At 74.5% G+C, this 26353-nt stretch carries 23 protein-coding genes; 4 read left to right on the top strand and 19 right to left on the bottom strand.

Going from position 1 to position 26353, the window contains the following annotated elements; genetic code table 11:
- Positions 1 to 30: 30 nt before the first annotated feature.
- From ACFZBX_RS24305 to ACFZBX_RS24285, 5 genes are all read right to left on the bottom strand, one after another.
- Positions 31 to 1176 (bottom strand): RNA polymerase sigma factor, encoded by a 1146-nt coding sequence (locus ACFZBX_RS24305; RefSeq protein WP_391535895.1) that lies wholly within the window; start codon positions 1174 to 1176, stop codon positions 31 to 33.
- Between the two features lie 110 nt (positions 1177 to 1286).
- Positions 1287 to 3194, bottom strand: a complete 1908-nt coding sequence (gene dnaG / locus ACFZBX_RS24300) for a DNA primase (protein ID WP_391535894.1) — start codon at positions 3192 to 3194, stop codon at positions 1287 to 1289.
- Between the two features lie 53 nt (positions 3195 to 3247).
- A complete protein-coding gene (locus tag ACFZBX_RS24295; protein WP_391535893.1) occupies positions 3248 to 4564 on the bottom strand; it encodes a deoxyguanosinetriphosphate triphosphohydrolase in 1317 nt (438 codons plus the stop codon).
- 192 nt (positions 4565 to 4756) lie between these two features.
- Positions 4757 to 5806, bottom strand: a complete 1050-nt coding sequence (locus tag ACFZBX_RS24290; RefSeq protein WP_391535892.1) for an SGNH/GDSL hydrolase family protein — start codon at positions 5804 to 5806, stop codon at positions 4757 to 4759.
- 146 nt (positions 5807 to 5952) lie between these two features.
- Complete coding sequence (locus ACFZBX_RS24285; RefSeq protein WP_391535891.1) at positions 5953 to 6897, bottom strand: PAC2 family protein; 945 nt, start codon at positions 6895 to 6897, stop codon at positions 5953 to 5955.
- Positions 6898 to 7606: 709 nt separating this feature from the next.
- On the opposite strand from ACFZBX_RS24285, the gene ACFZBX_RS24280 reads away from it, so the two are divergent.
- Positions 7607 to 8335: a GNAT family N-acetyltransferase gene (locus tag ACFZBX_RS24280; protein WP_391535890.1), complete on the top strand. Its 729-nt coding sequence runs from the start codon at positions 7607 to 7609 to the stop codon at positions 8333 to 8335.
- Between the two features lie 3 nt (positions 8336 to 8338).
- Here ACFZBX_RS24280 and ACFZBX_RS24275 read toward each other — a convergent pair whose 3' ends face one another.
- Both ACFZBX_RS24275 and ACFZBX_RS24270 read right to left on the bottom strand, forming a co-directional pair.
- The gene (locus ACFZBX_RS24275; protein WP_391535979.1) at positions 8339 to 8608 is read right to left on the bottom strand and encodes a hypothetical protein; all 270 of its coding nucleotides are present in this window, start codon (positions 8606 to 8608) and stop codon (positions 8339 to 8341) included.
- Entirely contained in the window at positions 8560 to 8871 is a 312-nt protein-coding gene (locus tag ACFZBX_RS24270) for an ADP-ribosylglycohydrolase family protein (RefSeq protein WP_391535889.1), read from the bottom strand. The genes ACFZBX_RS24275 and ACFZBX_RS24270 overlap by 49 nt, the downstream gene beginning before the upstream one ends.
- 30 nt (positions 8872 to 8901) lie before the next feature.
- Between ACFZBX_RS24270 and ACFZBX_RS24265 the strand changes: the two genes are divergently transcribed.
- Entirely contained in the window at positions 8902 to 9903 is a 1002-nt protein-coding gene (locus tag ACFZBX_RS24265; protein WP_391535888.1) for a hypothetical protein, read from the top strand.
- 24 nt (positions 9904 to 9927) lie between these two features.
- On the opposite strand, the gene ACFZBX_RS24260 is transcribed toward ACFZBX_RS24265, so the two are convergent.
- From ACFZBX_RS24260 to ACFZBX_RS24230, 7 genes are all read right to left on the bottom strand, one after another.
- Complete coding sequence (locus ACFZBX_RS24260; RefSeq protein WP_391535887.1) at positions 9928 to 10839, bottom strand: hypothetical protein; 912 nt, start codon at positions 10837 to 10839, stop codon at positions 9928 to 9930.
- 84 nt (positions 10840 to 10923) lie between these two features.
- Positions 10924 to 11460 (bottom strand): ribonuclease domain-containing protein, encoded by a 537-nt coding sequence (locus ACFZBX_RS24255; RefSeq protein ID WP_391535886.1) that lies wholly within the window; start codon positions 11458 to 11460, stop codon positions 10924 to 10926.
- 256 nt (positions 11461 to 11716) lie between these two features.
- Complete coding sequence (gene ppdK, locus ACFZBX_RS24250) at positions 11717 to 14425, bottom strand: pyruvate, phosphate dikinase (RefSeq protein ID WP_391535885.1); 2709 nt, start codon at positions 14423 to 14425, stop codon at positions 11717 to 11719.
- Positions 14426 to 14989: 564 nt separating this feature from the next.
- Complete coding sequence (gene dusB / locus ACFZBX_RS24245; RefSeq protein WP_391535976.1) at positions 14990 to 16096, bottom strand: tRNA dihydrouridine synthase DusB; 1107 nt, start codon at positions 16094 to 16096, stop codon at positions 14990 to 14992.
- A 264-nt stretch (positions 16097 to 16360) separates the two neighbouring features.
- A complete protein-coding gene (locus ACFZBX_RS24240; RefSeq protein WP_391535884.1) occupies positions 16361 to 17239 on the bottom strand; it encodes a DUF4097 family beta strand repeat-containing protein in 879 nt (292 codons plus the stop codon).
- Positions 17240 to 17241: 2 nt separating this feature from the next.
- Complete coding sequence (locus tag ACFZBX_RS24235) at positions 17242 to 17886, bottom strand: response regulator (RefSeq protein WP_391535883.1); 645 nt, start codon at positions 17884 to 17886, stop codon at positions 17242 to 17244.
- Positions 17874 to 19103, bottom strand: a complete 1230-nt coding sequence (locus ACFZBX_RS24230; RefSeq protein WP_391535882.1) for a histidine kinase — start codon at positions 19101 to 19103, stop codon at positions 17874 to 17876. The genes ACFZBX_RS24235 and ACFZBX_RS24230 overlap by 13 nt, the downstream gene beginning before the upstream one ends.
- Before the next feature lie 134 nt (positions 19104 to 19237).
- Between ACFZBX_RS24230 and ACFZBX_RS24225 the strand changes: the two genes are divergently transcribed.
- On the top strand, positions 19238 to 19867 hold the full coding sequence (locus ACFZBX_RS24225) for a hypothetical protein (RefSeq protein WP_391535881.1): 630 nt from the start codon (positions 19238 to 19240) through the stop codon (positions 19865 to 19867).
- Positions 19868 to 20289: 422 nt separating this feature from the next.
- Here ACFZBX_RS24225 and ACFZBX_RS24220 read toward each other — a convergent pair whose 3' ends face one another.
- Positions 20290 to 21219: a helix-turn-helix transcriptional regulator gene (locus tag ACFZBX_RS24220; protein WP_391535880.1), complete on the bottom strand. Its 930-nt coding sequence runs from the start codon at positions 21217 to 21219 to the stop codon at positions 20290 to 20292.
- 100 nt (positions 21220 to 21319) lie between these two features.
- On the opposite strand from ACFZBX_RS24220, the gene ACFZBX_RS24215 reads away from it, so the two are divergent.
- Positions 21320 to 22786 carry an MFS transporter gene (locus tag ACFZBX_RS24215; protein ID WP_391535879.1) on the top strand — a complete coding sequence of 489 codons (1467 nt, stop codon included), beginning with the start codon at positions 21320 to 21322 and terminating at the stop codon, positions 22784 to 22786.
- Positions 22787 to 22858: 72 nt separating this feature from the next.
- Here the strand turns inward: ACFZBX_RS24215 and ACFZBX_RS24210 are convergent, their stop codons facing one another.
- The 4 genes from ACFZBX_RS24210 to ACFZBX_RS24195 all read right to left on the bottom strand — a co-directional run bounded on the left by ACFZBX_RS24210 (position 22859) and on the right by ACFZBX_RS24195 (position 26301).
- On the bottom strand, positions 22859 to 23128 hold the full coding sequence (locus ACFZBX_RS24210; RefSeq protein WP_391535878.1) for a hypothetical protein: 270 nt from the start codon (positions 23126 to 23128) through the stop codon (positions 22859 to 22861).
- Positions 23125 to 23631: an RNA polymerase sigma factor gene (locus ACFZBX_RS24205; protein ID WP_391535975.1), complete on the bottom strand. Its 507-nt coding sequence runs from the start codon at positions 23629 to 23631 to the stop codon at positions 23125 to 23127. The genes ACFZBX_RS24210 and ACFZBX_RS24205 overlap by 4 nt, the downstream gene beginning before the upstream one ends.
- A gap of 25 nt (positions 23632 to 23656) precedes the next feature.
- Positions 23657 to 23788 (bottom strand): hypothetical protein, encoded by a 132-nt coding sequence (locus ACFZBX_RS24200; protein WP_391535877.1) that lies wholly within the window; start codon positions 23786 to 23788, stop codon positions 23657 to 23659.
- A gap of 164 nt (positions 23789 to 23952) precedes the next feature.
- The gene (locus ACFZBX_RS24195) at positions 23953 to 26301 is read right to left on the bottom strand and encodes a hypothetical protein (RefSeq protein WP_391535876.1); all 2349 of its coding nucleotides are present in this window, start codon (positions 26299 to 26301) and stop codon (positions 23953 to 23955) included.
- Positions 26302 to 26353 lie beyond the last annotated feature (52 nt).

The raw sequence follows: 26353 nt of genomic DNA, 5'->3' as shown, positions 1-26353 counted from the left end.
GAGCCGACCGGGTCAGTCGGGTCGGCCGGGTCAGTCGAGGTAGCCCCGGAGTTGGGCGGCGAAGGCGTGGTCGCGCAGCTTGACCAGGGTCTTCGACTCGATCTGCCGGATCCGCTCCCGGGTGACCCCGAAGAGCACCCCGATCTCCTCCAGGGTGCGCGTCCGCCCGTCGTCCAGGCCGTAGCGGAGCTGCACCACCTGGCGCTCGCGCTCGCCCAGGGTGGCCAGCACCGCCTCCAGGTGCTGACGCAGCAACAGGAAGGCGGCGGACTCGGCGGGTGACGCGGCGTCGGCGTCCTCGATGAGGTCGCCGAGCGCGACGTCGTCCTCCTCGCCGACCGGGGTGTGCAGCGAGATCGGCTCCTGGGCGAGCCGGAGCAGTTCGCGCACCCGCTCCTCGGTGAGGTCCAGGACGGCCGCGATGTCCGCCGCGACCGGCTCGCTCCCGCGCTCCTGGAGCAGCGAGCGCTGCACCCGCACCACCCGGTTGATCAGCTCGACCACGTGCACCGGCACCCGGATGGTGCGGGCCTGGTCGGCCAGCGCGCGGCTCATCGCCTGGCGGATCCACCAGGTCGCGTAGGTGGAGAACTTGTAGCCGCGGGCGTAGTCGAACTTCTCCACGGCCCGGATCAGGCCGACGTTGCCCTCCTGGATCAGGTCGAGCAGGGTCAGCCCGCGCCCGACGAAGCGCTTGGCGACGGAGACCACCAGCCGCAGATTGGCCTCGATCAGCCTGCGCTTGGCGAGCCGGCCGACCGTGACCAGGGTGTCCAGTTCGGCGGCCAGCCCGGCGGCGGGCGGCGGTTCGCGGTCCAGCCGCTCCCCGGCGAACAGGCCGGCCTCGATCCGGCGGGCCAGTTCGACCTCCTCGGCGGCGGTGAGCAGCCGGATCCGGCCGATCTCGCGGAGGTACTGGCGAAGCAGGTCGGCAGCCGGGCCGCCGGGCTCGGCACCGGGCCGCTCCTGGGCCTCCTCGGCCTCCTCGGCGGTGTCCCGGCCGGCGTCCTCCCCGGCGTCCGGGTGCCCGGCCGGCAGGCCCTGGGCGGGCACCCGGGCACCGTCCGGCGGCGGCGCCCCCGCCCGGCCGTGGTCCTCGGGCGGGGCGGACGGGTCGGCGGCGGGCTGGGCGGTGGCGGGCTGGGCGGTCGCGGCGAGGCCTCGGTCCACGGGCATCCCCTCGGGGCGGGCGCGACTCTGGCGGACCCGCGCTGAACGGAGGTGGGACGTCCTCCAGTGTGGGGCACGCCACACTCCGTGGCCGAGACTCGTGCGCGGACTTTCTTCTACAGGGCGGCGGCGCCCCGGCTGCGCAGCGCCTGCCCGTACTGCTGGAGCTGCCACAGCTCGGTCTGCACCGCGTGCAACTCCTCGGGGGCGGCCCGGTTGCCGAGCCGCTGGAGGTGGGCGCGGACCTCGTCGACCCGCCGCTCCACGGCCAGTGTCCGCAGCCTGACCAGGAACTCCCCCGCGTAGACGGCGTCCACCTTGCGCCGCGAGCGCACCGGCTCCACGGTCAGCTCGGTGACCAGCGAGCGCACCCGGTCGTCCGGGCAGACCTCGCGCACCACGGCGGTGAAGTCGGCCAGGGTGGCCCCGTACGCGGCGCCGCCGGCCTGGCCGATCGCACGGCGCACGGCGGTGTACGGCGGGGTCGGGAACTCGTCCTCGGCGTAGTTGTCGAAGGCCGGGGCGACCAGGTCCGGGTGCTGGAGTGCCAGTTTGAGCAGCTCGCGCTCGACGAACTGCGCCGGGTCACGCGGGTTGAGCACGAAGACGGGCCGGGCCGGGCGGGCCGGCTGCGCCTGCTCGGGGCGGTGCTGCCGGCCGTTGGCACGCGGGTTCTGCTGGCGCTCGCGGTCCCAGCGGGCCAGCTGGGAGACCCGGCGGACCACGAACGGCTCGTCCAGGATGCCGAGCATGCCAGCCAGCCGGACGGCGTACTCGTGCTGGATCGAGCGGTCCTTGATCTTGGCGACGATCGGCGCCGCCTCCTCCAGCGCCGCCGAGCGGCCCTCCGGAGTGTCCACCCGGTGCTTGGCGACCGCCGAGTTCAGCGCGAACTCGAAGAGCGGCACGGGGTTGTCGATCAGCTCGCGGACCGCCTGGTCGCCCTGGGCCAGCCGCAGCTCGCACGGGTCCATGCCGCCGGGGCTGACCGCGATGGAGGTCTTGGCGGCGAACTTCTGGTCGTCCTCGAAGGCGCGCAGCGCGGCCTTCTGGCCGGCGGCGTCGCCGTCGAAGGTGAAGACGGTCTCGCCGCGGTACTGGGAGGTGTCCATCAGCAGCCGGCGGATGATCTTGATGTGGTCCTCGGCGAAGGCGGTGCCGCAGGTGGCCACCGCGGTGGTGACCCCGGCCAGGTGGCAGGCCATCACATCGGTGTAGCCCTCGACCACCACCGCCCGGCCCGACTTGGCGATCTCCTTCTTCGCCAGGTCGATGCCGTAGAGCACGTGCGACTTCTTGTAGATCGGCGTCTCGGGGGTGTTGAGGTACTTCGGCCCGTTGTCGTCCTCGCGCAGCCGCCGGGCGCCGAAGCCGATCACCTCGCCGGCGATGTCGCGGATCGGCCAGACCAGCCGGCCCCGGAACCGGTCGATCAGACCGCCGCGCTGGCCCTGCGAGGCCAGGCCGCCGAGCAGGATCTCCTTGTCCGTGAACCCCTTGCCGCGCAGGTAGCGGACCAGGTGCTCCCAGCCGGCCGGGGCGTAGCCGACGCCGAAGGTCTTCGCGGCCTCCTCGTCGAAGCCGCGCTCGGCCAGGAAGCGGCGGCCGATCTCAGCCTCGGGCGAGCCCAGCTGCTCCTGGTAGTAGGCGGCGGCCACCTTGTGCGCCTCGACCAGCCGGGTGCGCTCGCCCTGCTGGTGGCGGGGGCTGTAGCCGCCCTCCTCGTAGCGCAGGGTGATGCCGGCCTGGGCGGCCATCCGCTCGACGGCCTCGGCGAAGGTGAAGTGCTCGATCTTCATCAGGAAGGCGATGGTGTCGCCGTTCTCCTGGCAGCCGAAGCAGTGGAAGACGCCCTTGGAGGGGTTGACGTAGAAGGAGGCGGACTTCTCGTCGTGGAAGGGACAGACGCCCTTGTACTCGCCGCCGCCACCGTTGGTCAGCTGTACGTAGTCGCCGACCACCGCGTCGATCGGCAGTGCGCTCCGCACCGCCTGTACGTCTTCGTCCCTGATCCGCCCGGCCACCCCGGAAGTCTACTGGGGCGGACGGGCCGGACGACGGGGGCGACCGGCCCGGGTCAGCCGCGGTCCGGGCCGACCAGCCGGGCGTGCAGGGCCAGCGCGGAGGCGTCGGTGAGGGTGGCGATCTGGTCGACCACCGTGCGCAGGGCGGCCCGGTCGTCCTCCGCCTCCCGGTACATCGCGGCGAACACCGGGTCGAGCACCTCGGGGGCGCGCCGGCTGAGCGCCTCGGCCAGCTCGGCGATCACGATCCGCTGCCGGGCCCGCAGCTGGGCCTGCTCGTCGCGCTGCATCACGTACCGCACGGCGACCGCCTTGAGCACCGCGCACTCCAGCCTGACCTCGCGCGGCACCACCAGCTCGGCCGTGTACCGGGTGAGCCGGCCGGGGCCGTAGCGGGCCCGGGTGGCCTGCTCGGCGGCCAGGCAGAACCGGCCGATCAGCTGGCTGGTGAGGTCCTTGAGCCCGGCGCGGGCGCGGGCGGTGCCGTCGTAGGACTCGGGCCACCACTCCTGGGCGAGCAGCCGGTCCAGGGCGGCGGACAGCTCCTCGGGGCCGGCGTCCGGGGCGTAGCGCTCGGCGACCTTGAACAGCTCGGCCCGCTCGCCCGGGGCGCGCAGCGCGGCCGGGTCGATGTGGCCGGCCTGGAGGCCGTCCTCGACGTCGTGGGTGGAGTAGGCGACGTCGTCGGACCAGTCCATGACGGTGGCCTCGAAGCACCTGCGCCCGGCCGGGGAGCCGGCCCGCAGCCAGCGGAAGACCGGCAGGTCGTCGGCGTAGACGCCGTACTTGGGCGAGGCCGGGTCGGCGGGGTGGGCGCCGTGCGTCCACGGGTACTTGGTGGCGGCGTCCAGGGCGGCGCGGGTCAGGTTGAGGCCGACGCTGCGGCCGGGCCAGGGGGCCAGCCGGGCGGGCGTCTCGTCCTGTGGGGCGAAGCGCTTGGGCTCCAGGCGGGTCAGGATGCGCAGCGACTGGGCGTTGCCCTCGAAGCCGCCGCAGGCCTCGGCGGCCTGGTCGAGCGCCTCCTCGCCGGTGTGGCCGAACGGCGGGTGGCCGATGTCGTGGGCCAGGCAGGCGGTCTCGACGAGGTCCGGGTCGCAGCCGAGGGCGGCGCCCAGTTCGCGGCCGACCTGGGCGCACTCCAGCGAGTGGGTCAGCCGGGTGCGCGGGAAGTCGCTGCGCATCGGGGCGACCACCTGAGTGGTGCCGGCCAGCCGGCGCAGGGCGGCGGAGTGGAGCACGCGGGCGCGGTCGCGCTGGAACGCCGTGCGGCCGGGGCGCTTGTCCGGTTCGGGCACCCAGCGGGCCTCGGCGGCGCGGTCGTACGGGGTCGGGGTCGGGGCGGCGGTGAGGCGGTGCGCGGTGTCGTCCATATGACCCTCACGGTACGCCGCGGCTGTGACACCGGAAGTGTGCCGCGCGCGACGGCGCGTGAGCCGGAGCGTGAACCCTTGGCCCCGCGCGCCGCGCCCCCGGGCACGCCCCGGCCCGGCCCCGGCTCACGGGCCGTCCCCGTCCCGTCCCGGCCCTTTTGAGCCCCGTCCCGGCCCCTTTTGAGCCCCGTCTCAGCCCCGGACCGCCTTGAGGACGGCCTCGGCGGCGCCCTGCTGGCCCTTGGCGTTCGGGTGGATCGCCGCCAGGCCGTGCGCCGGGAACGGCGGCTCCACCCAGCGGGTGTCCTCCCCGGCGCACATGTCGTGGCCGGCCGAGGGCGCCGCGAGGTCCACGAAGACCGCCCCGGCCGCCTCGGCCCGCCGCTTGAGCATGGCGTTGAGCTGCTGCTCCTTCTCCACCAGGAAGCCCAGGTCCCCGCCGGCCACCGTCGAGCCCAGCACCGGGACGCAGCCCGCCGGGTCGGCGGGCAGCAGCGAGGGGTAGCCGACCACGTAGACCCGGGCCTGCGGGGCGCGGCGCTTGATCTCCTTCAGCTGCTGCCCGAGCCGCTCGCCCGCGGCGTCCACCTTCTGCTGCACCTGGTCGCCGCCGCCCGCCGCGGCGTAGGAGTCGCGGCACGGCGCGGCGGCGCGGTCCGAGCCGACCAGGCCCTTGAACGCGTCCACCAGGTTCTCCTTGGCGCACTGGCCGACGACGTCCATGAACCCGGCGTCGTTGCCGCCGATGCCGACGGTGACCAGGCGGGTGGCCGGGCTGAGCGCGTCCAGCTGCGGCGGATTGCTGCCGCCCTCGGTGCTCTGGGCGCCGGTCAGGTCGACGGTACGGGCGCCGCTGCAGCTGACGTCGCGGAACCGCTCCCCGGACAGGCCGAGCGCCTTGGCCACCAGCGACGGGTAGTTGACCGCCGACCGGGAGCAGCCCTTGGGCTCCGCGGCCTGCTGCGGGCTGATCCGCAGGCCGGAGGTGTAGGAGTCGCCGAGCGCCACGTACGGCCCGACCGGGGTGGGCGTCGGGGTCGCCTTGGCCGCGGCGGCGGCCCGCGGCTGCGCGGAGCCGTCCGCGGCGGCCAGGCCCTCGGCGCCGGTGGAGCCCGAGCAGCCGGCGACCAGCACGGCGGCGAGGCCCGCGCCCACCGCCCCGGTGAGCGCGGCGGCCGGACGGGCGGACGGCGGACGCACGGACGGCGGGCGCACGGACAGCGGGCGTACGGACAGTGGCACGGGATCCCCCCGGGTAGGAGCCGTTGGCGTTCTTCCTACGACGGCCCGTCCCCCGGGCACCGCCCATGCCAACGGGCGGGCGCGCCCGATCGCTCCCGCCCGGGGGCACCGGTTTTCCTCCGGCGGGCGCCCGCCCGCCGTTCCCGCTACTCCGGGCCGCGCTCGTGCTCGGCCAGGAACTGCTCGAAGCGCCGGCCCAGCTCGTCCGCCGACGGCAGGTCCACCGGCTCGGCCAGCAGGCTCTCCCGGTCCTCGGCGCCGGCCACCGCGTCGTACTGGCCCTCCATGCCGCGGATCGCCGAGCGCAACTCGCTGTCGCCCTGTGCCAGCTGCTCCTCGATGTCGGCGTACACCACGTCGACCCGCTCGCGCAGCAGGGTGCCCGGCAGCACCAGCCCGGTCGCGGACTGCACCGCCTCCAGGATCATCACCGCGGCCGCCGGGTACGCCGAGCGCGCCACGTAGTGCGGCACGTGCGCGGCGAAGCCCAGCACGTCGTGCCCGGCCTCGGCGAGCCGGAACTCCAGCAGGGCCTGGGCGCTGCCCGGCACCTGGGCCTGCTCGAACCACTGCGGGTAGCCGGCCGCGAGGTCCAGCCGGTTGCCGTGCGGCGTCAGGCCGACCGGGCGGGTGTGCGGCACGCCCATCGGGATGCCGTGGAAGTCGAGGCTCAGCCGGACGCCGAAGCGCTCGACCAGCTCCCGGACGGCGGCGGTGAAGCGCTCCCACTCGACGTCCGGCTCGGGGCCGGTGAGCAGCAGGAACGGCGAGCCGGCCGTGTCGTGGACCAGCTGGAGGAGGATCTCCGGGGGCTCGTAGGACGACCAGTGCTCGCGGTCGAAGACCATCGCGGGGCGGCGGGCCCGGTAGTCCACCAGACGGTCGTGGTCGAAGCGGGCGACCACCTGCGGGTCACCCGTCTCCAGCAGGTGGGCGACCACCTGGGCACCCGCCTCGCCGGCGTCCATGAAGCCCTCGAAGTGGTGGAGCAGCACCAGGCCGGCACCGGTGTCCGCCAGCGCGGCCCTCGCCGCGGCCACGGCGGCCACACCCTGCTGGTCCAGCTCGTACAGCGCCTGGGGATCACGCACCGCTCACCCACACCCCGTTTCTCTTCCTCGTCGCGGTTCGCCGTGTCCGCCCTCCCCCGCGCGTCGGCGCGCGCGAGGGCTCGTGCCCGGCTCTCCTCGTCCAGCGCGCGGGGCACCGCCGGAATTCCCGGCGGGCCGCTCCCGTTTCGCCCGGGGCGCCCCCGGCGCGCCCCGGCGGGTCGGCCGGACCATGATCGCACTCGCCCGGAAAGCCCCTGGTCAGAGGGGGGCGAACGGCCGCCGGGGGCCGTCCGGGCGCCGCCGCGGGGGCCATTCGTGTGCCGCGAAGTGACGCACCGCCTTCTGACGGGTATCGTCCTCTCGCTGCCTCGCATCGTCGCGTCGTCGTCACGTCGTCCGTAACGCCGTCGACCACGTCCCGGACCGGTGTTCGGCCAGCCACCCACGACGCATCTTGCCTTCACCTGGCCGCCTGCTTCCCTTCGCGCACTCGTTTCCTCCTCGGCCATCTCGCGGACGCACACTGTCCCCTCGCTCATCCCGCCGGACCGGTCCGTGGACCCGTGTCCGTTCCGGCACCGCGCTGCCCGTCTCCGGGCCGTCGCTCCCCGCCCCGCCCGACCGGACCTCCGGCGTGCACGGGCACCGGTGGGCGCACTCCGGGACGGGGCGGAAACAGTCATCGCTCGCCCGCGCCGCACCCCGGCATGGGCCAGCGCCCTCCGACCGATGAAGGACCGAAGGTTCCGTGCCCGTACCTGTCATCCTCACCGGCCGCACCGTGCGGCTGGAGCCCCTCGCCGCGCACCACGCCGAGGCCATCGCCGAGGCCGGCGCCGAGGACCGTACGACTTACGCCTTCACCCCCGTCCCGCACGGCCTGGAAGCGGCCCGCGAGTACATCGCGCGCGCCCTCGCAGACCAGGCCGCGGGCCGTTCGCTGCCGTTCGCCACGGTGAACCAGGCCAATGGCCGGGTGGTGGGCTCCACCCGGTTCCTGGAACTCGACTACTGGCGGGGGCCGCTGGTCTGGCCGCCGGTGCCCGGCGTGCCGTTCGGCGATCCGGACACCGCCGTCCCGGACGCCGCCGAGATCGGCAACACCTGGCTGTCGCCGCGAGCCCAGGGCACCGGCATCAACACCGAGGCCAAGCTGCTGATGCTCCGGCACGCCTTCGAGGCGTGGGGCGTGCAGCGGATCTCGCTGCGCGCCGACGCCCGCAACCTGCGCTCGCGCACCGCCATCGAACGGCTCGGCGCGACCTCCGAGGGCGTCCGCCGGGCGCACTCGCGCGGGCTGGACGGGGTGGTGCGGTCGACCGCGTTCTACTCGATCCTGGACGACGAGTGGCCGGCCGTCCGGGACATCATCGAGCTGCGGATCGCCGCCGCGACCTCGCCGAGCGCCCCGGATCCGGCGATCAACCAGGAGTGCCTTAGACACGGCGGCGGCGCCGGGCACCTGATCACGGCCTGACCGTCAGGACCGGCGCGGCTCCCCGGTGACGGCGGCCCGCGGCAGCAGGCCGGGCAGGCGGGCGTCGTCCCCGGGCGCGTGGCGCGGGCAGGTCTCGACGAGGGCGGACACCGGGCGCCGGCCCGCGCGGCCCGGGGCGACGGCCGGCTCCCGGACGGGGTGGCCGTCGGCACGGCAGCTCCGAAGGACGCCCTCCCGGGTCCTGACGGACCAGCGGTGGTCCGTCAGCGCGCCGGTCCGCAGGGCCTGCCACCGCGCGTCCGTCCACCCCACGCCCGGCACCGGGTGCGGCCGCGGCCATTCGCGACGGCGGTCGCGCCGTCCACGACCTGCGGGTGGGTGTGCGCGCACGACCCGGGCGCGGCGGCCGGCCCGGCCACCGCGCCCGGGTCGTGCGCGCAGGCCGCGCCGGGCGGGGCGACCCGCATCGCGGCGCCGTCGCCGCACGAGCCCCGGCCGTCGAACAGCCCGGCGGCCGGCGCCTTCGCGTCAACCTCGTTTGACCGGGCAGTCCCCCGGCGGGCGATGTTCCGCATACCGCCGATCCGGGCGGGAACCACCCGGGCATGACCAGCGCCAGCTCCCTCGTCGACCCGCTGCTGCTGCTCGGCGCCGACCAGCAGCACATCGCCACCCGCGCCCAACTGCGCGGGCTCGGCGTGCCGTCCGGCACCATCGCGCACCGGCTGCGGCCCGGCGGGCCGTGGCAGCGGGTGCTGCCCCGGGTGATCTGCCTGCAGACCGGGCGGCTGACGGCGCACCAGCGGCTGCGGGCCGCCGTCGCCTACGCGGGGCCCAAGGGGCTGACCGCGCCGCCCGGCGGGCAGGTGCTGCTCACCGGGGTCGCGGTGCTGGCCGACGCCGGGCTCCCCTCGGCCGGGCACCCGGCCGACCTCACCGAGGTGGACGTCCTGATCCCCGCCCCGCGCAAGGTCGCCGACCGGGGGTTCGTACGGATCCACCGGGCGAGCGGGCCGATGCCCGGCGGCTTCGAGCGCGACGACGGCCTCTGGAGCACCTCGGTCGCCCGGGCGCTGGCCGACCTCGCGCCCCGCGAGAGCGGACGGCAGCGGTTCCGCGCGCTGTGCGCCGAGGCCGTCCAGCGCCGCCACTGCGAACTCGGCGAGCTGCTCGACCAGTTGCTCGCCCGGCCGGACGTGCGCGAGCTGCCCCGGCTGGCCGGGGTGGTGGAGGAACTGACGGCCGGGGTGCGCTCGGTGGTCGAGGGCGAGGCACGGGACGCGGTGCGCGGCGCCGGGCTGCCCGAGCCGCTCTGGAACCCGGTGCTCTTCCTGGACGGGCGCTTCCTGGCCGTGCCGGACGCCTACTGGCCGCAGGCCTGCGTCGCCCTGGAGATCGACTCCCGGGCCTGGCACCTGCGCCCGGCCGACCACGAGCGGAGCCTCACCCGGGCCAACCGGCTGACCGCCGCCGGCCTGCCGGTCGTCCGCACCACCCCCGTCCAGCTGCGCCGCGACCCCGGACCCGTCCTCCAGGAGCTGGCCGTCCTCCTCGCGGGCGGCCCGCACGGCCCGCACGCCCGGATCACCTGGCGCCGCGCCCGCTGACCGGCGCGGCGCCGCGGCCCGTCCTCAGCCCCCGCCGAGCAGCTTCCTGGCCGCCGCGACGCGCTGCGCCGAGACCTCCTTGACCGTGTTCAGGGCGGCCTCGTTCCGGCCGATGAGCTGCTGCTGGTAGGCGGTCTGGACGGTGTACCAGGTGCCGATCAGCCCCACCCGGGCCTTGCAGTCCATGTCGGCCACCGCCGTCGCCCGCTCCCGGTCCGAGACCGGGTCCGGCCAGGCCTGCGAACTCGCCTGCGCCGGGCCGGAGTAGTGGTGGCCGAGCCCCTCCATGCAGGACCGCCAGGCGGCCAGCGCGGCCTTCACCCGGCTGTCGGCGGCGGTCCGGTCGTAGGCCTTCGCCCGGAGTTCGCCGATCAGGTCGCCGGAGGTGCGCCCGACCCCCTCGGCCTGGAACCACTGCTCGATCTCGCCCGTGCAGCCCCGGTCGGTCCCGGGGGTCGCGAGGCCGGCCCGCCCGCTCCTGGGGCCGTTCAGCGCCAGCTCGTAGGCGTCGCTCCGCTCCCCCGCGCCGTCCGCCGAGGTACCGCTCCTGGCATCCGGCCGGGGCAGACGGTGGTAGCCGGTCTGCCGGGCGGCGGCGCCCGAGAGCAGCCCGAGGTGGTCGTGATCGATGGGGGTCAGTGGCGGGGGCACGGGGGGCTCGCCCGGCTGGTAGTCGAACCCCTTGGCCTTCATGCACGTCCGGGTGGCCTGGCCCCTCGCCCGGAAGATGGCGGCGGACTCCTCGGCGGAGACCGAGTAGCCGTCCAGCGGCAGCGCGACCTTGGCGCCGTCCAGCGGCTCCGCCATGACCGGCCCGATCGCCGGCTCGGGCCCGGTGTCCTCGGCCCGCCCGCCCCCGGCGTCGGCGCCGCATCCCGCCAGCAGACCCGTGAGGGCCATCGCCGCGACCGCCCCGTGCACCCTGCGTAATCCCATACCACCGCTCCCGTGAACGTCCCCGCCCTGGAGGCTTCACGGTAGACCCCGCCGTCGGGGCGGCTGTTCGCACCCCTTCGGCGCTCAGCAGCGGGCGTCGATCTCCTGGAAGGTGCCGTAGTGGTCGGCGGTCCAGTACTGCTCGCCGGAGTCGCCGGTGACCACGCGGCGGGCGCCGCGGTCGGCGGAGCCGGGGGTGACGACGGTGAACTCGTGGTAGTAGCCGGAGGCCTTGCGCGGGAGGCGGTTCTCCCGGTTCTCGAAGACGATGCCGTCCGAGCGGTAGGGGTACGGGCCGCCCTTGGCGATCAGGCCGAGGGTGTCGAGGGCCTGGCCGGGCAGCCTGGTGCGGCAGACGTCGGGCATCGCCGGATCGGCCGGCACCCAGGTGGTGGCGGCGGTGGCCGCGGGCGGGGTGGCCGGGGCGGACGGCTTGGGCGCGCTGGGCTTCGGGGCCGACGGGGCCGACGCGGTGCCGGACGCCGCGGCCGGGCCGGTGGAGCTCGCGGCGGCCTTGGGCGTGCCGTCGCCGGTGCCGTCGGACACGACGTAACCGGCCACCGCGGCGATCGCGCAGAACAGCACGGCGAGGACGGTCCACAGGCGGTTCTTGCTGGTCATGGGCTCCAGCTTGACAGTCCGCGGCCCCGGGCGCGGTCAGCCACACACGTGGCCGCGGCCACATCCGGGCGGCCGCGCCGCGCCCGGCCGCGGATGTGCGAGCGGCCGGGGCGGGTACGGACGCCGTTGTCCGTTCCCGCCCCGGCCGCGTTACGTACGCCGGTTCTCCTGCGCCGAGCTCCGGTGTACGCCCCTCCCCGATGGAGGGGAAACGGTCAGCGGTCGCGCCGTGCCGGGGGCTCTGAGCCCCCGGCGCTCAGCGCGAGTCGCTGCCCGCGGACTCGATGGCGGCGCGGCCGGCCTCAAGGCGCGCCACCGGGATCCGGAAGGGGGAGCAGGAGACGTAGTCCAGCCCCACCTCGTGGAAGAAGTGGACGGAGTCCGGGTCGCCGCCGTGCTCGCCGCAGACGCCGAGCTTGAGGTCGGGGCGGGTGGCCCGGCCGGCCTCGACGGCGTGCCGGACGAGCGAGCCGACGCCGTCGCGGTCGATGGTCTCGAACGGCGAGACCCCGAAGATGCCCTTCTCCAGGTAGGCGGTGAAGAAGGAGGCCTCGACGTCGTCGCGGGAGAAGCCCCAGACCGTCTGGGTGAGGTCGTTGGTGCCGAAGGAGAAGAACTCGGCGGCCTCGGCGATCTGGCCGGCCGTCACGGCGGCGCGCGGCAGCTCGATCATGGTGCCCAGCTTGATGTCCAGCTGGACGCCGGTGGACCTGGCGACCTCGGCGAGCACGCGCTCGCACTCGTCGCGGACCAGCTCCAGCTCCTGGACGGTGCCGACCAGCGGGATCATCACCTCGGGGCGCGGGTCCCCGCCGGCCAGCCGGCGCTCGGCGGCGGCCTCGGCGATGGCGCGCACCTGCATGCCGAACAGGCCGGGGATGACCAGGCCGAGGCGCACGCCGCGCAGGCCGAGCATCGGGTTCTGCTCGTGCAGCTTGTGCACCGCCTGGAGCAGGCGCAGGTCGTTCTCGTTCGGGTCCTTGCGGGCCTCGGCGAGGGCGACGCGCACCGACAGCTCGGTGATGTCCGGCAGGAACTCGTGCAGCGGCGGGTCGAGCAGGCGGACCGTGACGGGCAGGCCGTCCAGCGCCTGGAAGAGCTCGACAAAGTCGCCCTTCTGCATCGGCAGCAGGGTGGAGAGCGCCTGCTCGCGGTCCTTGTCGTTGTCCGCGAGGATCAGGTGCTCGACCTCCTTGCGGCGCTCCTCACCGAGGAACATGTGCTCGGTGCGGCACAGGCCGATGCCCTGGGCGCCGTAGCGGCGGGCGCGCGAGCCGTCCTCGGCGTTGTCGGCGTTGGCGCGCACGGCGAGCCGGCGGCGGCCGTCGGCGTGCGACATCAGCCGGTGCACGGCCTGGACCAGGCCGCCCTGGACGTCGGCGCCGGCGTGCAGGGTGCCCTCGAAGTACTCGACCACCGGGGAGGGCAGCACGGGTACCTCGCCGAGGTAGACCTTGCCGGTCGCACCGTCGATCGAGACGATGTCGCCCTCCTCCAGCACCAGGCCGTCGGCGGTGGTCATCCGGCGGCGCTTGGTGTCGACCTCCAGCTCCTCGGCGCCGCAGACACAGGTCTTGCCCATGCCGCGGGCGACGACGGCGGCGTGCGAGGTCTTGCCGCCGCGCGAGGTGAGGATGCCCTCGGCGGCGATCATGCCGTCCAGGTCGTCCGGGTTGGTCTCGCGGCGGACCAGGATGACCTTCTCGCCGGAGCGCGACCACTTCACGGCGGTGTAGGAGTCGAAGACGATCTTGCCGATCGCGGCGCCGGGCGAGGCGGCGAGGCCCCAGGCGATCTGCTTGGACTCGGTGTTCGGGGCGAAGCGGGGGAACATCAGCTGGGAGAGCTGGCCGCCGGTGACCCGCATCAGGGCCTCGTCCAGGTCGATCAGGCCCTGGTCGACCAGCTGGACGGCGATCCGGAAGGCGGCCGCGGCGGTGCGCTTGCCGACCCGGGTCTGGAGCATCCAGAGCTTGCCGCGCTCGATGGTGAACTCGATGTCGCAGAGGTCGCGGTAGTGGTTCTCGAGCGTCTGCATGATCGCCATCAGCTCGTCGTACGACTTCTTGTCGAGCTTCTCCAGCTCGGACAGCGGCAGCGTGTTGCGGATGCCGGCCACGACGTCCTCGCCCTGGGCGTTGGACAGGTAGTCGCCGTAGACGCCCTGGGTGCCGGTGGAGGGGTCGCGGGTGAAGGCGACACCGGTGCCGGAGTCCTCGCCGAGGTTGCCGAAGACCATGGTGCAGACGTTGACCGCGGTGCCCAGGTCGTTCGGGATGCGCTCCTGGCGGCGGTAGAGCCGGGCCCGGTCGCCGTTCCAGGAGTGGAAGACGGCGTGGATGGCGAGGTCCATCTGTTCGCGCGGCTCCTGCGGGAACGCCCGGCCGGTCTCGCGCTCGACGATGCCCTTGAACACCTCGACCAGGTGCTTCAGGTCCGCGGCGTCCAGGTCGAGGTCGTTGGCGGTGCCCTTGGCGTGCTTGGCCTCGTCCAGGGCCTCCTCGAACAGCTCGCCGTCGACGCCCAGCACGGTCTTGCCGAACATCTGGACCAGGCGGCGGTAGGAGTCCCAGGCGAAGCGCTCGTTGCCGGACTGCGCGGCCAGGCCGGCCACCGAGGTGTCGGAGAGGCCGATGTTCAGGACGGTGTCCATCATGCCGGGCATGGAGAACTTGGCGCCCGAACGCACCGAGACGAGCAGCGGGTCGTCGGCCTGGCCGAGCTTCTTGCCCATCTCCTGCTCAAGGGCGTCCAGGTGGGCGCTGATCTCCTCGTGCAGCGAGGTGGGCTCGCTACCGGTCTCCAGGAAGACCTTGCAGGCCTCGGTGGTGATGGTGAACCCCGGAGGGACCGGAAGGCCCAGGTTGGTCATCTCGGCCAGGTTCGCGCCCTTACCGCCAAGAAGATCCTTGAGGTCCTTGTTTCCTTCAGTGAAGGAGTAAACAAACTTCTGCTGGGACGCCACGGGTCGGTCTCCTCGCACACGGTTGCCCTGACGCCGGAGAACATACCCATTTCGAAGGCGCTTTCGCGCCGCCAATAGGGCGTACGTCGTCAGGATCGGCAAGTAACCCGCTAGATCGAATGCACTGAATGGCGTTCACCTCTGGTGGTGAAATCGTCCGGCTGACGCTAGCGAGTGTTCAAGTCTTGAAGGCGGGGAAACCTGAAGATCACACAACCGGAACGCTCGGTAGTCACCTGCGCCCCGGCCTGACGGACCGGCTTGATTTCCTGCACCCTCAGCGGCCGATCCGCCGCCGGTCCCCTTCGGGAAGCGATCCGCCCCCGACTTGTTCATTTCGTCCTGTCGGTCACCTCCGACCGCCAGGGTATGTGGCCAGCGTCACGAGCGCATCTCACCGCCCGGACGTAGGACCGCTGCGTCCATCGTCGCACTGCGTCCAGAAACGAGTCCGTTCCGTGATGGTCGGCTGCCGAAAAGGAGCCCTCTTGGCCAGATTGGCAAAGAGGGCTGGGCCGTGGTGGCAGTCGGCCCCGAAGGGCCTTTTTTGCCGCTACGGATATATCAACCGCCAGAGGTGTCCGATTCGGCGTCCTCACCCGGCCGGGCGCAGTCGTACGGATCGTCCAACCAGCCTTCCGGCAGAACGACCCGGTTGTTGCCGCTGGTCCGTCCGCGCGGACCGTCGGCGCCGGCCGGCCAGGCCTGGGACTGCTCCACCAGGGCGAGGGTTTCGGCCAGTTCGGCCAGCGAGGAGGAGTTGGCCAGCTTCACCCGCAGCTCCGAGCCCACCGAGAAGCCCTTGGTGTACCAGGCGACGTGCTTGCGGAAGTCGATCACGCCGCGGGCCTCGTCGCCGAGCCACTCGCCGAGCAGCTGCGCGTGCCGGACCATCGCCCGCGCCACGTCGGCGAAGGTCGGGCGGGCGTGGTCCACCTCGCCCTCGAAGACCGCCACCAGGTCCTTGAACAGCCACGGGCGGCCCAGGCAGCCGCGGCCGACCACCACGCCGTCGCAGCCGGTCTCGCGCATCATCCGCACCGCGTCCTCCGCCGACCAGATGTCCCCGTTGCCGAGCACCGGGATCCCCGCCGGGACGGACTCGCGCAGCCGGGCGATCGCCGACCAGTCGGCGGTGCCGCCGTAGTGCTGGGCGGCGGTGCGGCCGTGCAGGGCGATCGCGGAGACGCCCTCCTCGGCGCCGATCCGGCCGGCGTCCAGGTAGGTGAGGTGGTCGTCGTCGATGCCCTTGCGCATCTTCATGGTGACCGGCAGGTCGCCGGCGTTGGCCACCGCCTCGCGCAGGATCTCGCGCAGCAGGTTGCGCTTGTACGGCAGCGCCGAGCCGCCGCCCTTGCGGGTCACCTTGGGGACGGGGCAGCCGAAGTTGAGGTCGATGTGGTCGGCGAGGCCCTCGTCGGCGATCATCCGGGCGGCCTTGCCGACGGTCACCGGGTCCACGCCGTAGAGCTGGATCGAGCGCGGCTTCTCGCTCGGGTCGAACTTGATCAGCTGCATCGTCTTGGCGTTGCGCTCGACCAGGGCCCGGGTGGTGATCATCTCGGAGACGTAGAGGCCCTTGCCGCCGCTCTGCTCGCGGCACAGGGTGCGGAACGGCGCGTTGGTGATGCCGGCCATCGGCGCCAGCACGACGGGCGGCCAGACCTGCATCGGGCCGATCGACAGCGGCGCGAACTCGGCAGCGGCGGCCGGGGCGGTCGCCGTCGCGGTGGCGGTCGCCGTCGCGGTGGCGGTCGCCGTCGCCGTCGCGGTGGCGTCGCCGTCGGCGGGGCCGGTCGCGGTCGCGAGGGCGGTCGCGGTGCTCGGCTCGGTGGGTGCGGGCGGGACTGTCATGCGCGGCTGACCTCGGGGACGGCGGGTGGGGGACTCTTCATTGTCCCCCACCCGGCCGAGCCGCCCGGGGCACTCCGGGGGTCACCCGGCGGCGGGGACGTCCTTGGCGAAGACCGTCACCGAGCCGGAGCTGACCGAGGCCCTGATCTTGTTCGGACTGGAGCGGTCGGCCAGCGCCGGGTCGATGCTGCCGCGGGCCAGCGGGGACGCCCCGCCCTCGAAGTCGTAGCGGGACCCCCTGGGCAGGCCCAGCACCACCGAGCCCGAGGTCACCCCGATGTCCACGGCCCGCGGGACCGCGGCGAAGCCCAGCTCCACCGAGCCCGAGGTCGCGGCGGCGGTCACGGTCGGGGCGCCGAGGCGGCTGCCCCGGACGGAGCCCGAGGTGGTGCGCACGGTCACCGGGCCGGACACGTCGGACAGGACGACCTCCCCCGAGGTGGAGACCAGATCGATCTCCCCGGCCACCCCGGAGACGTCGACGCTCCCGCTGGAGAGCCTGCCGGTCACCGCGACCCCGGACGGCACGTCCAGCTCGATCTCCGCGCCGCAGCCGAGTTCGGTGGCCGGCAGCACCTGGTTGCAGCGCATCCGGACGTCGAGCCGGTCCTGGTCGAAGAGCGCCGAGACGACCGGCATCCGGACCATCCAGTCCAGGCGCTGGCGGACCACCACCTCGCCCTCCCGCCCCGGCCTGATCCGCACGGCGGCGCTGCCGGTGTCCAGCCTGAGCCTGGTCACCGCGACCGGGTAGGACGACTCCGAGCGCGTGCGCTGGTGCACCGCGATCGCCCAGGTCTGCACGGCGCCGACGACCAGCGTCACGGCGAGCACCAGCGTGCCGAGCACCCGCCAGGCCCGGTGGCCGCGGCGGGCGTCCGCCGGTGTCCGCTCCCCCGGTGTCCGTTCGCCCGCGCCGGGCGCCGTCCCGCTCGCGGTCGTCCCCTTCCCCGTCGTCATCGTCACCCCACTCCCAGGAAGCGCAGCACCGCCAGCACCCGCCGGTGGCTCTCGTCGGCGGGCGGCAGGTCGAGCTTGGCGAAGATCGAGTTGATGTGCTTGGCCACCGCGCTGTCGCTCACCACCAGCGCGGCGGCGATCGCGGCGTTGGACCGGCCCTCGGCCATCAGGGCGAGCACGTCCCGCTCGCGCGGGGTCAGCCGCTCCAGCGGATCGCGGTGGCGGCGCACCAGCAGCTGGGCGACCACCTCCGGGTCCAGCGCGGTGCCGCCCTCGGCGACCCGCTGCAGGGCGTCCACGAAGTCGTCGACATTGGCCACCCGCTGCTTGAGCAGGTAGCCGACCCCGCTGGTGTTGCTGGTCAGCAGGTCCGCGGCGTAGCGCTCCTCCACGTACTGGGAGAGCAGCAGCACCGCCACCTCCGGCCACTGCCGGCGGATCACCAGCGCCGCCCGCACCCCCTCGTCGGTGAAGCCCGGCGGCATCCGGACGTCCGCCACCACCACCTGCGGGCGGTGCTCCTCCACCGCGGCGAGCAGTTCCTCGGCGTCCCCGACGGCGGCGGCCACCTCGTAACCCACCGCCTCCAGGACCTTGACCAGGCCGACCCTGAGCAGGACCGAGTCCTCGGCGATCACAGCACGCACGGCAACTCCACGGTGATGGTGGTCGGGCCCCCGACGGGGCTGAGCACGGACAGGGACCCGTCGACCGAGGCGGCGCGCCGGCGCAGACCGGTCAGGCCGGAACCGCGCGAGGCGTCCGCCCCGCCCACGCCGTCGTCGCTGACGACCAGGCGCAGCCGGCCGCCGACCGTGCGCACCGAGACGTCCGCCCGGGAGGCCCGGGCGTGCTTGGCGACGTTGGTCAGCGCCTCGGAGACGGTGAAGTAGGCGACCGCCTCGACGGTCGGCGCTATCCGCTCGGCCAGTTCGACGTCAAGCCGGACCGGCAGCGGGGCGCGGGCCGCGATGCCGGAGAGCGCCGCGTCGAGGCCGCGGTCCTCCAGCACGGCCGGGTGCAGGCCGCGGACCAGGTCGCGCAGCTCGTCGATGGCCGCCTGGGCCTCCTCGTGCGCCTCGACGATCACCTGCATCGCCTCGGGCGGGACATCCTTGAGGGTGCGGCGGGCCAGGCCGAGGTTCATGGCGAGCGAGGTGAGCCGCTGCTGGGCGCCGTCGTGCAGGTCGCGCTCGATCCGGCGGCGCTCGGCGTCGACCGCGTCCACCAGGCCGGCCCGGCTCTCGACCACCTCCTCGATCCGGTGCTCCAGTTCGGCGGTGCGGCCCGGACCGAGCATCCGCACCGCGACCGCCTGGTCCAGCCGGGCCAGCAGGCGGACCGCCGTGGGCAGCACCGCGAGCAGCAGCAGGCCGCCGGCGGTGAGCGGGATGTCCGTCCTGAGCCACTGGTCGCGGACCGGCGAGGTGGGCGGCATCAGCCAGGTCCAGCCGAAGACCGTCGAGGCCACCAGGCCCGCGCCCCAGCCGTACACGAGGGCCAGCGCGCCGGCCGCAACCAGCGGGCCGGCCACCAGGTGGTACCCGACCTGGCGCCAGCTGACCGTGGTGCGCAGCGAGGTGAGCAGGCCGGCGGGCGTGCGGGCGGAGCGCAGCAGCGGCGGGACCTCCACCCCGCGCAGCGCGCGCAGCCGGCCGCGCTGGGCGGCGGTGAGCGGACGGATGGACAGCAGGATCGCGCCCAGGAGGAGCAGCGTCATCTTCGGGACGAGGGCGATCAGCCAGACGGGCAGGGCGAGCGGGATACCTGCGGCGAGGAAACGGGTGTCCCGCCAGGCCGCCGCCGCCCAGGTGAGCCGGACGGCGCTCCTGGCGGGCGCGCTGGGCGGCGTCGTGGAGAGCACGGCGGACAGCCTAGAACGAGGTGATCAAGCGTCACCATGAAGGGGGCTGCCGAGAAATGGTGAAGCTAGGTACACCCCCGATTCGGATCGGTGCACTACCGACAACGCGGCCCGTGACGGCGAGCCTTGACGGCATGACGAGTACCGCATCGCACTCCGCCGTCCCGCCGCACGGGCGTCCGGCCCGCCGCACCGCCCGGGACGCTGCCGCCGCTCCGGCCGACGCTGCCGCCGCCGTTGCCGCCGCGCGCGCCGTGGACGAGGGCCGGCTGCCGGTCGGGCCCGGCGCGCCCTGCGGTCCGGGCGGGCCGTGGTCGGTGCGCGGCGTGCCGACCGGTCGCGGGCGGCGGGCGGCCCTGGAGGTGTACGAGCACGGCGAGTTGGTGGACGTGCTGGTCGCCGCCCGGCTCGGCCGCGGCCTGCTGCGCGGTGCCCGGGCCTGGTCCGGTACGGGCGCGGGCGGGCGCCGCCGTCCCCGGCAGGGGCTCGCCTGGGGGCGGCTGCCGCAGGGCGGCGCCGTCCCGGCCGTCGGGTTCACCGGCGGGCGGGCGCTCCGGCTGCCGGGGCGGCCCGCGCCGGTGGTCGCGGCGGGCGAAGTGGTCACCGTCGCCGGGGAGTTCTGGCTCGCCTGGGCCGAGGGCGTCTTCGACGGCGTACTCGTCGAGGCGGCCGGCGGGGCCGGGCCCGAGCGGTCCCCGCTGACCCGGGTCCGCGCCGCCGCCGGTGCCCCCGCCGGTGCCGAGGGGTCCGGGGGTGTCCGATGAGCGCCGCCGTGCTGCCCGTTCGGCACGCTCGTCGGGTCCACCGTGCTCGCCGGGTCCGCGACGGCCGCCCGCCGCTCGTCCCGCTCCTCCCGCTCGCCTCGCGGGTGCCCGGGTGCGCCGCCTTCGCCCTGCTGCCCTGGGTGGCGGTGCTCGCGGCCACCGGCGAGACGGCGTGGGCGGCGCTCGACCTGTGCGAGTTCGCCGCCCTGCTCCGGCTGGACGCCGTGCTGCGCCACCGCCGCCCGGCCGCCGTCGCGCCCGCCACCGTGGTCGCCCTGCTGCTCGCGGCCGACGCCCTGATCGACATCGCCACCGCCGGCCCGGGCGCCGAGACGCTCACCGCGCTGGTGATGGCGGGCTGCCTGGAACTCCCGCTCGCCGCGCTCTGCCTGGTGCTCGGGTCGGCCCGCGCCGGGCTGCCGTCAGCGGGCCGGCACCGCCACGGCCGGTCCCGTGGTACCGACCGGCGCCGGGACACCGGCCGCCGACGGCAGCCGGGCGGGCAGCCGCGTCAGCAGCGCGGCGCTCTCCTCGTCCTTCGGGGTGTAGACGACCATCCGCGGGCCCTGGGAGGGGCCCAGCCAGAAGCTCGTGTACTCGAAGCGCAGCAAGCCGACCTCCGGCAGGAGGAAGCGCTTCAACCCGTTGCCCGGCCGCAGGACGTCGTGCCGCTGCCAGGCCGCGTCGAACACCGGGGAGGCCTTGCGCAGCCGGGAGAGCAGCGCCCGCCAGGCGGGCTCGCCCCCGTGCTCGCCCATCCCGGAGCGGAACCGGGCCACTATGACCTCGCGCTCGTCCTCGTGGTCCACCAGCACATCGCGGAAGCGCGAGGGGGTGAACGCCAGCCACATCAGATTGCGGTCCTCGGGCGGCAGTGCCTCCAGATCGCCGACGATCCCGGTGTACTGCGCGTTGTACGCCAGCACGTCGTAGCGGGAGTTGATCACCGCGGCCGGGAAGGGCGCCATCCGGTCCAGCGCCAGCCGGACGCCCGGCGTGACGGTCGGGCACTCCCGTACCGGCGTCGGGTCCTCCGCCCCGGCCAGCGTGAACAGGTGGGCCCGCTCGCTCGGATCGAGCAGCAGGGCGCGCGCCACCGCGTCCAGTACCTGGACGGACACCTGGATCTCGCGCCCCTGCTCCAGCCACGTGTACCAGGTGACCCCGACGGCGGCGAGCTGCGCCACCTCCTCGCGGCGCAGCCCGGGCGTGCGCCGCCGGCCGGTCATCGGCAGCCCCACCTGCTCGGGGGTGATCCGCTCCCGGCGGCTGCGGAGGAACGCCGCCAGCTGCTGCCGCCGCGGATCGGCGGGCGCTTTCCCGGTGCTTGCCGTAACGGCGGTCAGACTCATTCCACCAGGATGCGCCACTCACCATCCTGTTTCCAGGTACTTCTTATACCCGGATAAGCACACTCTGGTACCAGGGTGCGGCGCGGCGGATCGTAGGACCGTGACCCAGCAACTGACCGCCGCCGAGCCCCTCGCCCCCGCTTCGCCGGCCTCCCTCTCCTCCCCTCCCTCCGGTCCTTCCCTCGGTCCTTCCCTCGGCACCGCCGGACTGGTCACCGTCCTGCTCGGGGCGTTCCTCCCGATGCTCGACTTCTTCATCGTCAACGTCGCGCTGCCGACCATCGACCAGGACCTCGCCGCCGGCCCCGCCGTGCTGGAACTGGTCGCCGCCGGCTACGGCATCGCCTTCGCCGTCCTGCTGGTCCTCGGCGGGCGGCTCGGCGACATCTTCGGTCGGCGCCGCCTCTTCGTCGCCGGGGCCGCCGCCTTCGCCGTGACCTCGCTCGCCTGCGGGCTCGCCCCCGACGCCTGGTCCCTGGTCGCCGCCCGGGCCGCCCAGGGCGCGTCGGCCGCGCTGCTGATCCCGCAGGTCCTCGGTACCATCACCGCCGCCACCCACGGCGCCCGGCGCGGTCGCGCACTCTCCGTCTACGGCGCGGTCGGTGGCATCTCGGTGGTCATCGGACAGGTGCTCGGCGGCATGCTGGTCGCCGCCGACCTGTTCGGCAGCGGCTGGCGCTCGGTCTTCCTGCTGAACGTCCCGTTCGCCCTGCTGGCCCTCGTGCTCGCGCTGCGCTTCGTCCCGGAGAGCCGCGCCGAGCAGGCCGCCGAGGTCGACGTCGCCGGCACCGTCCTGCTCACCGCCGCCCTGCTCGCCCTCCTCGTCCCGCTGATGGAGGGCCGCGCCGCCGGCTGGCCGCTCTGGTCCTGGGTGCTGCTGGCGCTGTTCCCCCTGCTCGCCACCGCCTTCGCCCTGGTCGAGCGCCGCACCGAGCGCCGCGGCGGGACCCCGCTGGTGCCGCCCACCCTGCTGCGCATCCCCGAGATGCGGCGCGGCCTCGGCATCGCCCTGCCCTACTTCGGCGGCTTCGGCGGCTTTATGTTCGTCATCGCGGTCGCCCTCCAGCAGGGCCTGCGCCTCGGCCCGGTCGCGGCCGGCTGGGCACTGGTCCCGATGGCCGTCGGCTACTTCACCGCCTCGCTCTCCGGCCCGCGCCTCATCGGCCGCTTCGGCAGCCGGGTGCTCACCGCCGGCGCCGCGATCCAGGCCGCCGGCCTGGCGACCCTGGCCGCCACCGTGCTCGCCGACCCGGACGGCTTCTCCGCGCTGCGGATGGCCCCCGGCGTCGCCCTGGCCGGCATCGGCCAGGGCCTGATCGGCACCCCGCTGTTCCGGGTGGTGCTCTCCAAGGTCCCCGCCGCCCGCGCGGGCGTCGGCAGCGGCGTGCTCGCCACCGGCCAGCAGGCCAGCCTCGCCCTGGGCGTCGCCACCCTGGGCTCCCTCTACCTGTCCCTCTCGCCCACCCTGGGCATGGCCGACACGCTCGCCCTCTGCCTGGGCATCCAACTCCTGGGCTCGTTCACCATCTTCTACCTGACGACCCGCCTCCCCCGTTCCATCGGCTGACGGCCGGGCCCGGGTCCCGGGCTCCGTCGCGGCCACCCACTCCCCTGCGATGGGTGGCCGCGACGCGGGCGGCTACGCCCCTCCGGCCTTCCTCAACTCGCACCGTCCGTCGACGCACTCGCGCTCCAGCCGCCCCCGCGACACCGTCTCCATCAGCCCGATCACCCAGCACGTCGGACACCCGCGGAAGGCCAGCACTCCGACCAGCAGCAACAGCAGTGCCACCGGCCCGACGAACGGCAGCAGCGCGAACGCCCCCACCAGCGCCCCGAACCCCACTCCGCCCCGGGCCAGATGCCCGGCCAGCGTCCGGCTCGCGAACCCCGATCCCTCCGCCGTCACCGCTCCCCTCCGACCGTGGCCGCCCGGACCGAGGCCCGGGCCCGGTGCAGCCGCGACTTCATGGCGGCCGTGCTGAGCCCCAGCAGGTCGGCGACCATCCGCCCGCCGAGCCCCTGCACATCCCGCATGATCAGCACCCGGCGCTGGTCCTCCGGCAGCGCGGCGATCGCCTCCGCCACCCGCCCGGCCTCCAGCCGCCCCAGCACCTCGTCCTCCACCGACCGGGACGGCCCGTCATAGGACCCCGGACGCTCCCGCAGCACCGTGCGGGCCCGCCGCAGGCACTCGTTGCGCACGATCCGGAACATCCAGGAGCCCAGCGCCCCGGTCGCCCGCAGCATCCCGATCTTGCGGTACAGGATGATCAGCGCCTCCTGAGCCGCGTCCTCGGCGTCCTCCGGCGTGGCGCAGAGCGACCGCGCGAACCGCTGGACGTGCGGGTGCGCCCCCGACACCAGCGCCGCGATCGCCTCCACGTCCCCGTCCTGCGCCGCGGCCACCACCGAACTCCCCGGCCACCCACGCACCTCAGCCACGCCGCCGCCCCCACTTCCGCAGCACGGTCACACTGCACGTCACGATCAGCGCCGCGCCGACCAGCACAGCCACCCACACCATCATCACCGTCTCCTCGTCCGCCCCGGCCCTCGCCGAAGCCACCTATAAGAGACGGCGACCCCCGGGAAGGATTCACCCCGGCTCGCGCCTCAACGGAAACGGCAAGCGGCAAGCGGCAAGCGGCAAGCGGCAAGGAAAGCGGAAAGCGGAAAGCGGCCCCACCGCGAACAGCAGTGGGGCCGCCTTCACTTCGGGCTCAGGACGCGTCAGTGCCGGTGGCGCCGACGACGGGAGACGAGCACGAGGGCCGCGCCGGCCAGGATCACGGCGGCGCCGATGCCGCCGATCAGCGCGACCTGGCCGCCCGTCGCGGCGAGGTTGCCGCCGCCCGGCTGCTGCGGCGTACCGGTGGGCGCCGGGTGGGCGCTGCTGCTGCCGGTCGCGCCCGGCGAGGCCGAGGTCGTCGGCGAGCCCGTCGGCTCAACGGAGGGCGAGCCGGAGGGGGAGGAGGTCGGGGACGCGGTCGGGGACGACGTCGGCGAGGCCGTGGGGGACGGCGTGGACGTGGTCACCGTCACCGTGGCCGTGCACTCGCCCGCCGTCGCACCGGCCGGGCAGTTGCCGCCGGGCCGGTCGGCCACGACGGTGTTGCGCAGCGTGTGGTCCCCGGCGGCCGGGTCCTTCACCTTCACCGTGTACGTCACCCGGGCGCTGCCGCCGACCGGCAGGTCGCCGGTCCAGCTCAGCACCGGCTGGGCGTAGGAGGCCTTGCCGGCCGTCGCGGCGGCGTCACCGTTGTACACGGCGTCGTCGAGGACGGCCGAGAGGTCGTCGGTGACGGTCAGCCCGGTGAGCGGCGCGTTGCCGGTGTTGGTGATGTCCACCTGGTAGGTCACGGTGTCGCCGGGCAGGGCCTGGGCCTTGTCGGCGGTCTTGGCGAGCCGGTAGCCGGCGTGCTCGGCGACGGTGTTGCGCACGGTGTTGCTGGTGCGCTGCTGGTCGCGGCCGGTCTGGGCCCCCCGGTAGGAGAGCGACGAGGTGTTGTCGAGCCTGGTGCCCGGCGCGAGGCCGGCGTCGACCTTCGCGCGGAAGGAGACGGTGGTCTCGGCGCCCGGCTTGAGGTCGGCGGTGGTGCAGGTGACGTTCCGTCCGACGGCGGTGCAGCCGGGGCCGGAGCCGTCGACGTAGCCGGTGCCGGCGGGCAGCACGTCGGTCAGGGTGACGCCGGTGGCGGTGTCGAGGTCGGCGCTGGTGCCGTCCTTGTGCCGGTTGGCGACGGTGAAGGTGTAGGTGATCTCGGCGCCGGGGTCGACGGTGCCGGGCGGGGTGTTCGTGGTGGAGCCGGCCGGCTGGTTGGCCTTGGTGATCTGGAGGTCCGGTTCCAGGGCGTCGACGGCGAGCCAGGCGGCCTGCGGGTGCAGCGCGTCGCCGGCGCCGTTGATGCGGAGCACAGCCTGGGTGCTGCCGCCCGGTATCTTGCCGGTGACGTCGATCATCCGGGCGTCGTAGCCGTAGTTGTTGGTCGGCGCGGGGTCACGGGTGGTGAGGTTGGTGCCGGTCCCGTCCGCCGCGACGTGGTCGATCCGGCCGGTGAAGGCGTTCTCGGTGTCGGTGCCGGTGGGGACGGGCATCGGCAGCAGCGTCAGGTTGTCGGTCGAGGAGCCGACCAGCAGCTGGTCGCCCGCGATCGGCACGTCGCCGTCGCCGACGGTGACACCCATGGTGGCAGGCGGGGCCGTGGCCGGGGTGTGGATGCCGGAGAGGGTGAGCGTGGCCAGGTTGTCGGGGCTGCGCAGCAGTTGGAAGCCGTCCCAGACCTGGAGGTAGCGCAGCGGCTCCGCCTGGTTCTCGTAGGCGACCACCAGGGACCAGCCGCCCCAGCAGCCGACGTTGTTGCCGCCGAAGTTCTGGGCGGAGGAGCGTCCGGCGCAGGCCTGGATGTCCGCGACGGTGTAGCTGCCGGGGCCGGCGGCCTTCACCTGGGCGGTGACGTCCTTCACGCCCGCCCCGGCGAGCAGCGGCTCCGGCGGGGTGCCGCCGACCTGCTGGTCGAACCAGTCGTAGGTGTCGGCGGTGAGCTTCTCGTAGGAGCTGCCGCCCGGGACCTTCCAGGACACCTGGTTGCCGGTGTTGATGTCCCCGGAGGTGCCGCCGGCGGTGCTGGTGTTGGTCGGGTTGAACTGCCAGTACAGACGGGCCGAGAGCACCTTGGCCCCGGCCGGGATCACCAGTTGCGCCGAGGACGCGTTGTTGCCGGGCGCGTTCGGGTCGACCTTCACGTACTTGGTGCGGTTGTTGTTGGTGCCCTCGGTGTCGTTGCAGACCGAGCCGTCGCTGTCGTCGCAGGTCAGCACCGAGTTGGACGCCATGGTGAGGTTGCCGTGCGCCAGCAGGTCCACCACGGGGGCCGGTCCGATCGGACGCTGGGCACCGGTCCCCCGCGCGGCCTTGCCCGGGGCCGCGGCGGCCGACGAGGCCGGCACCGTCGGCGCGAGCGCGAGCACGAGCGCCGAGGCGGCCAGAGCCCCGAGGACCGCCCGGCCGGGCAGGCGACGGGACCGGCGTTCGGGCGCCAGGTGTTGCCCGCAGGCGGCGGGTGGCGTGCGGTCTCTCATGGGGGACTCCAGAGATGTTCGAGGGTGAGGGAGGATGAGGGCGTCCTCCCCG

The organism is Kitasatospora sp. NPDC008115 (assembly GCF_042957205.1).
Taxonomy (GTDB): domain Bacteria; phylum Actinomycetota; class Actinomycetes; order Streptomycetales; family Streptomycetaceae; genus Kitasatospora.
This window is presented reverse-complemented; position numbering and strand designations above follow the sequence as displayed.

Excerpts from the sequence above, each read along its gene's own strand:
- ACFZBX_RS24220 (WP_391535880.1), bottom strand. The coding sequence starts at position 21,219 with ATGAGTCTGACCGCCGTTACGGCAAGCACCGGGAAAGCGCCCGCCGAT.
- ACFZBX_RS24195 (WP_391535876.1), bottom strand. The coding sequence starts at position 26,301 with ATGAGAGACCGCACGCCACCCGCCGCCTGCGGGCAACACCTGGCGCCC.
- ACFZBX_RS24270 (WP_391535889.1), bottom strand. The coding sequence starts at position 8,871 with ATGCGGAACATCGCCCGCCGGGGGACTGCCCGGTCAAACGAGGTTGAC.
- ACFZBX_RS24225 (WP_391535881.1), top strand. The coding sequence starts at position 19,238 with ATGACGAGTACCGCATCGCACTCCGCCGTCCCGCCGCACGGGCGTCCG.
- ACFZBX_RS24305 (WP_391535895.1), bottom strand. The coding sequence starts at position 1,176 with ATGCCCGTGGACCGAGGCCTCGCCGCGACCGCCCAGCCCGCCACCGCC.
- ACFZBX_RS24255 (WP_391535886.1), bottom strand. The coding sequence starts at position 11,460 with ATGACCAGCAAGAACCGCCTGTGGACCGTCCTCGCCGTGCTGTTCTGC.
- ACFZBX_RS24240 (WP_391535884.1), bottom strand. The coding sequence starts at position 17,239 with ATGACGACGGGGAAGGGGACGACCGCGAGCGGGACGGCGCCCGGCGCG.
- ACFZBX_RS24295 (WP_391535893.1), bottom strand. The coding sequence starts at position 4,564 with ATGGACGACACCGCGCACCGCCTCACCGCCGCCCCGACCCCGACCCCG.
- ACFZBX_RS24265 (WP_391535888.1), top strand. The coding sequence starts at position 8,902 with ATGACCAGCGCCAGCTCCCTCGTCGACCCGCTGCTGCTGCTCGGCGCC.
- dusB (WP_391535976.1), bottom strand. The coding sequence starts at position 16,096 with ATGCAGGTCTGGCCGCCCGTCGTGCTGGCGCCGATGGCCGGCATCACC.
- ACFZBX_RS24260 (WP_391535887.1), bottom strand. The coding sequence starts at position 10,839 with ATGGGATTACGCAGGGTGCACGGGGCGGTCGCGGCGATGGCCCTCACG.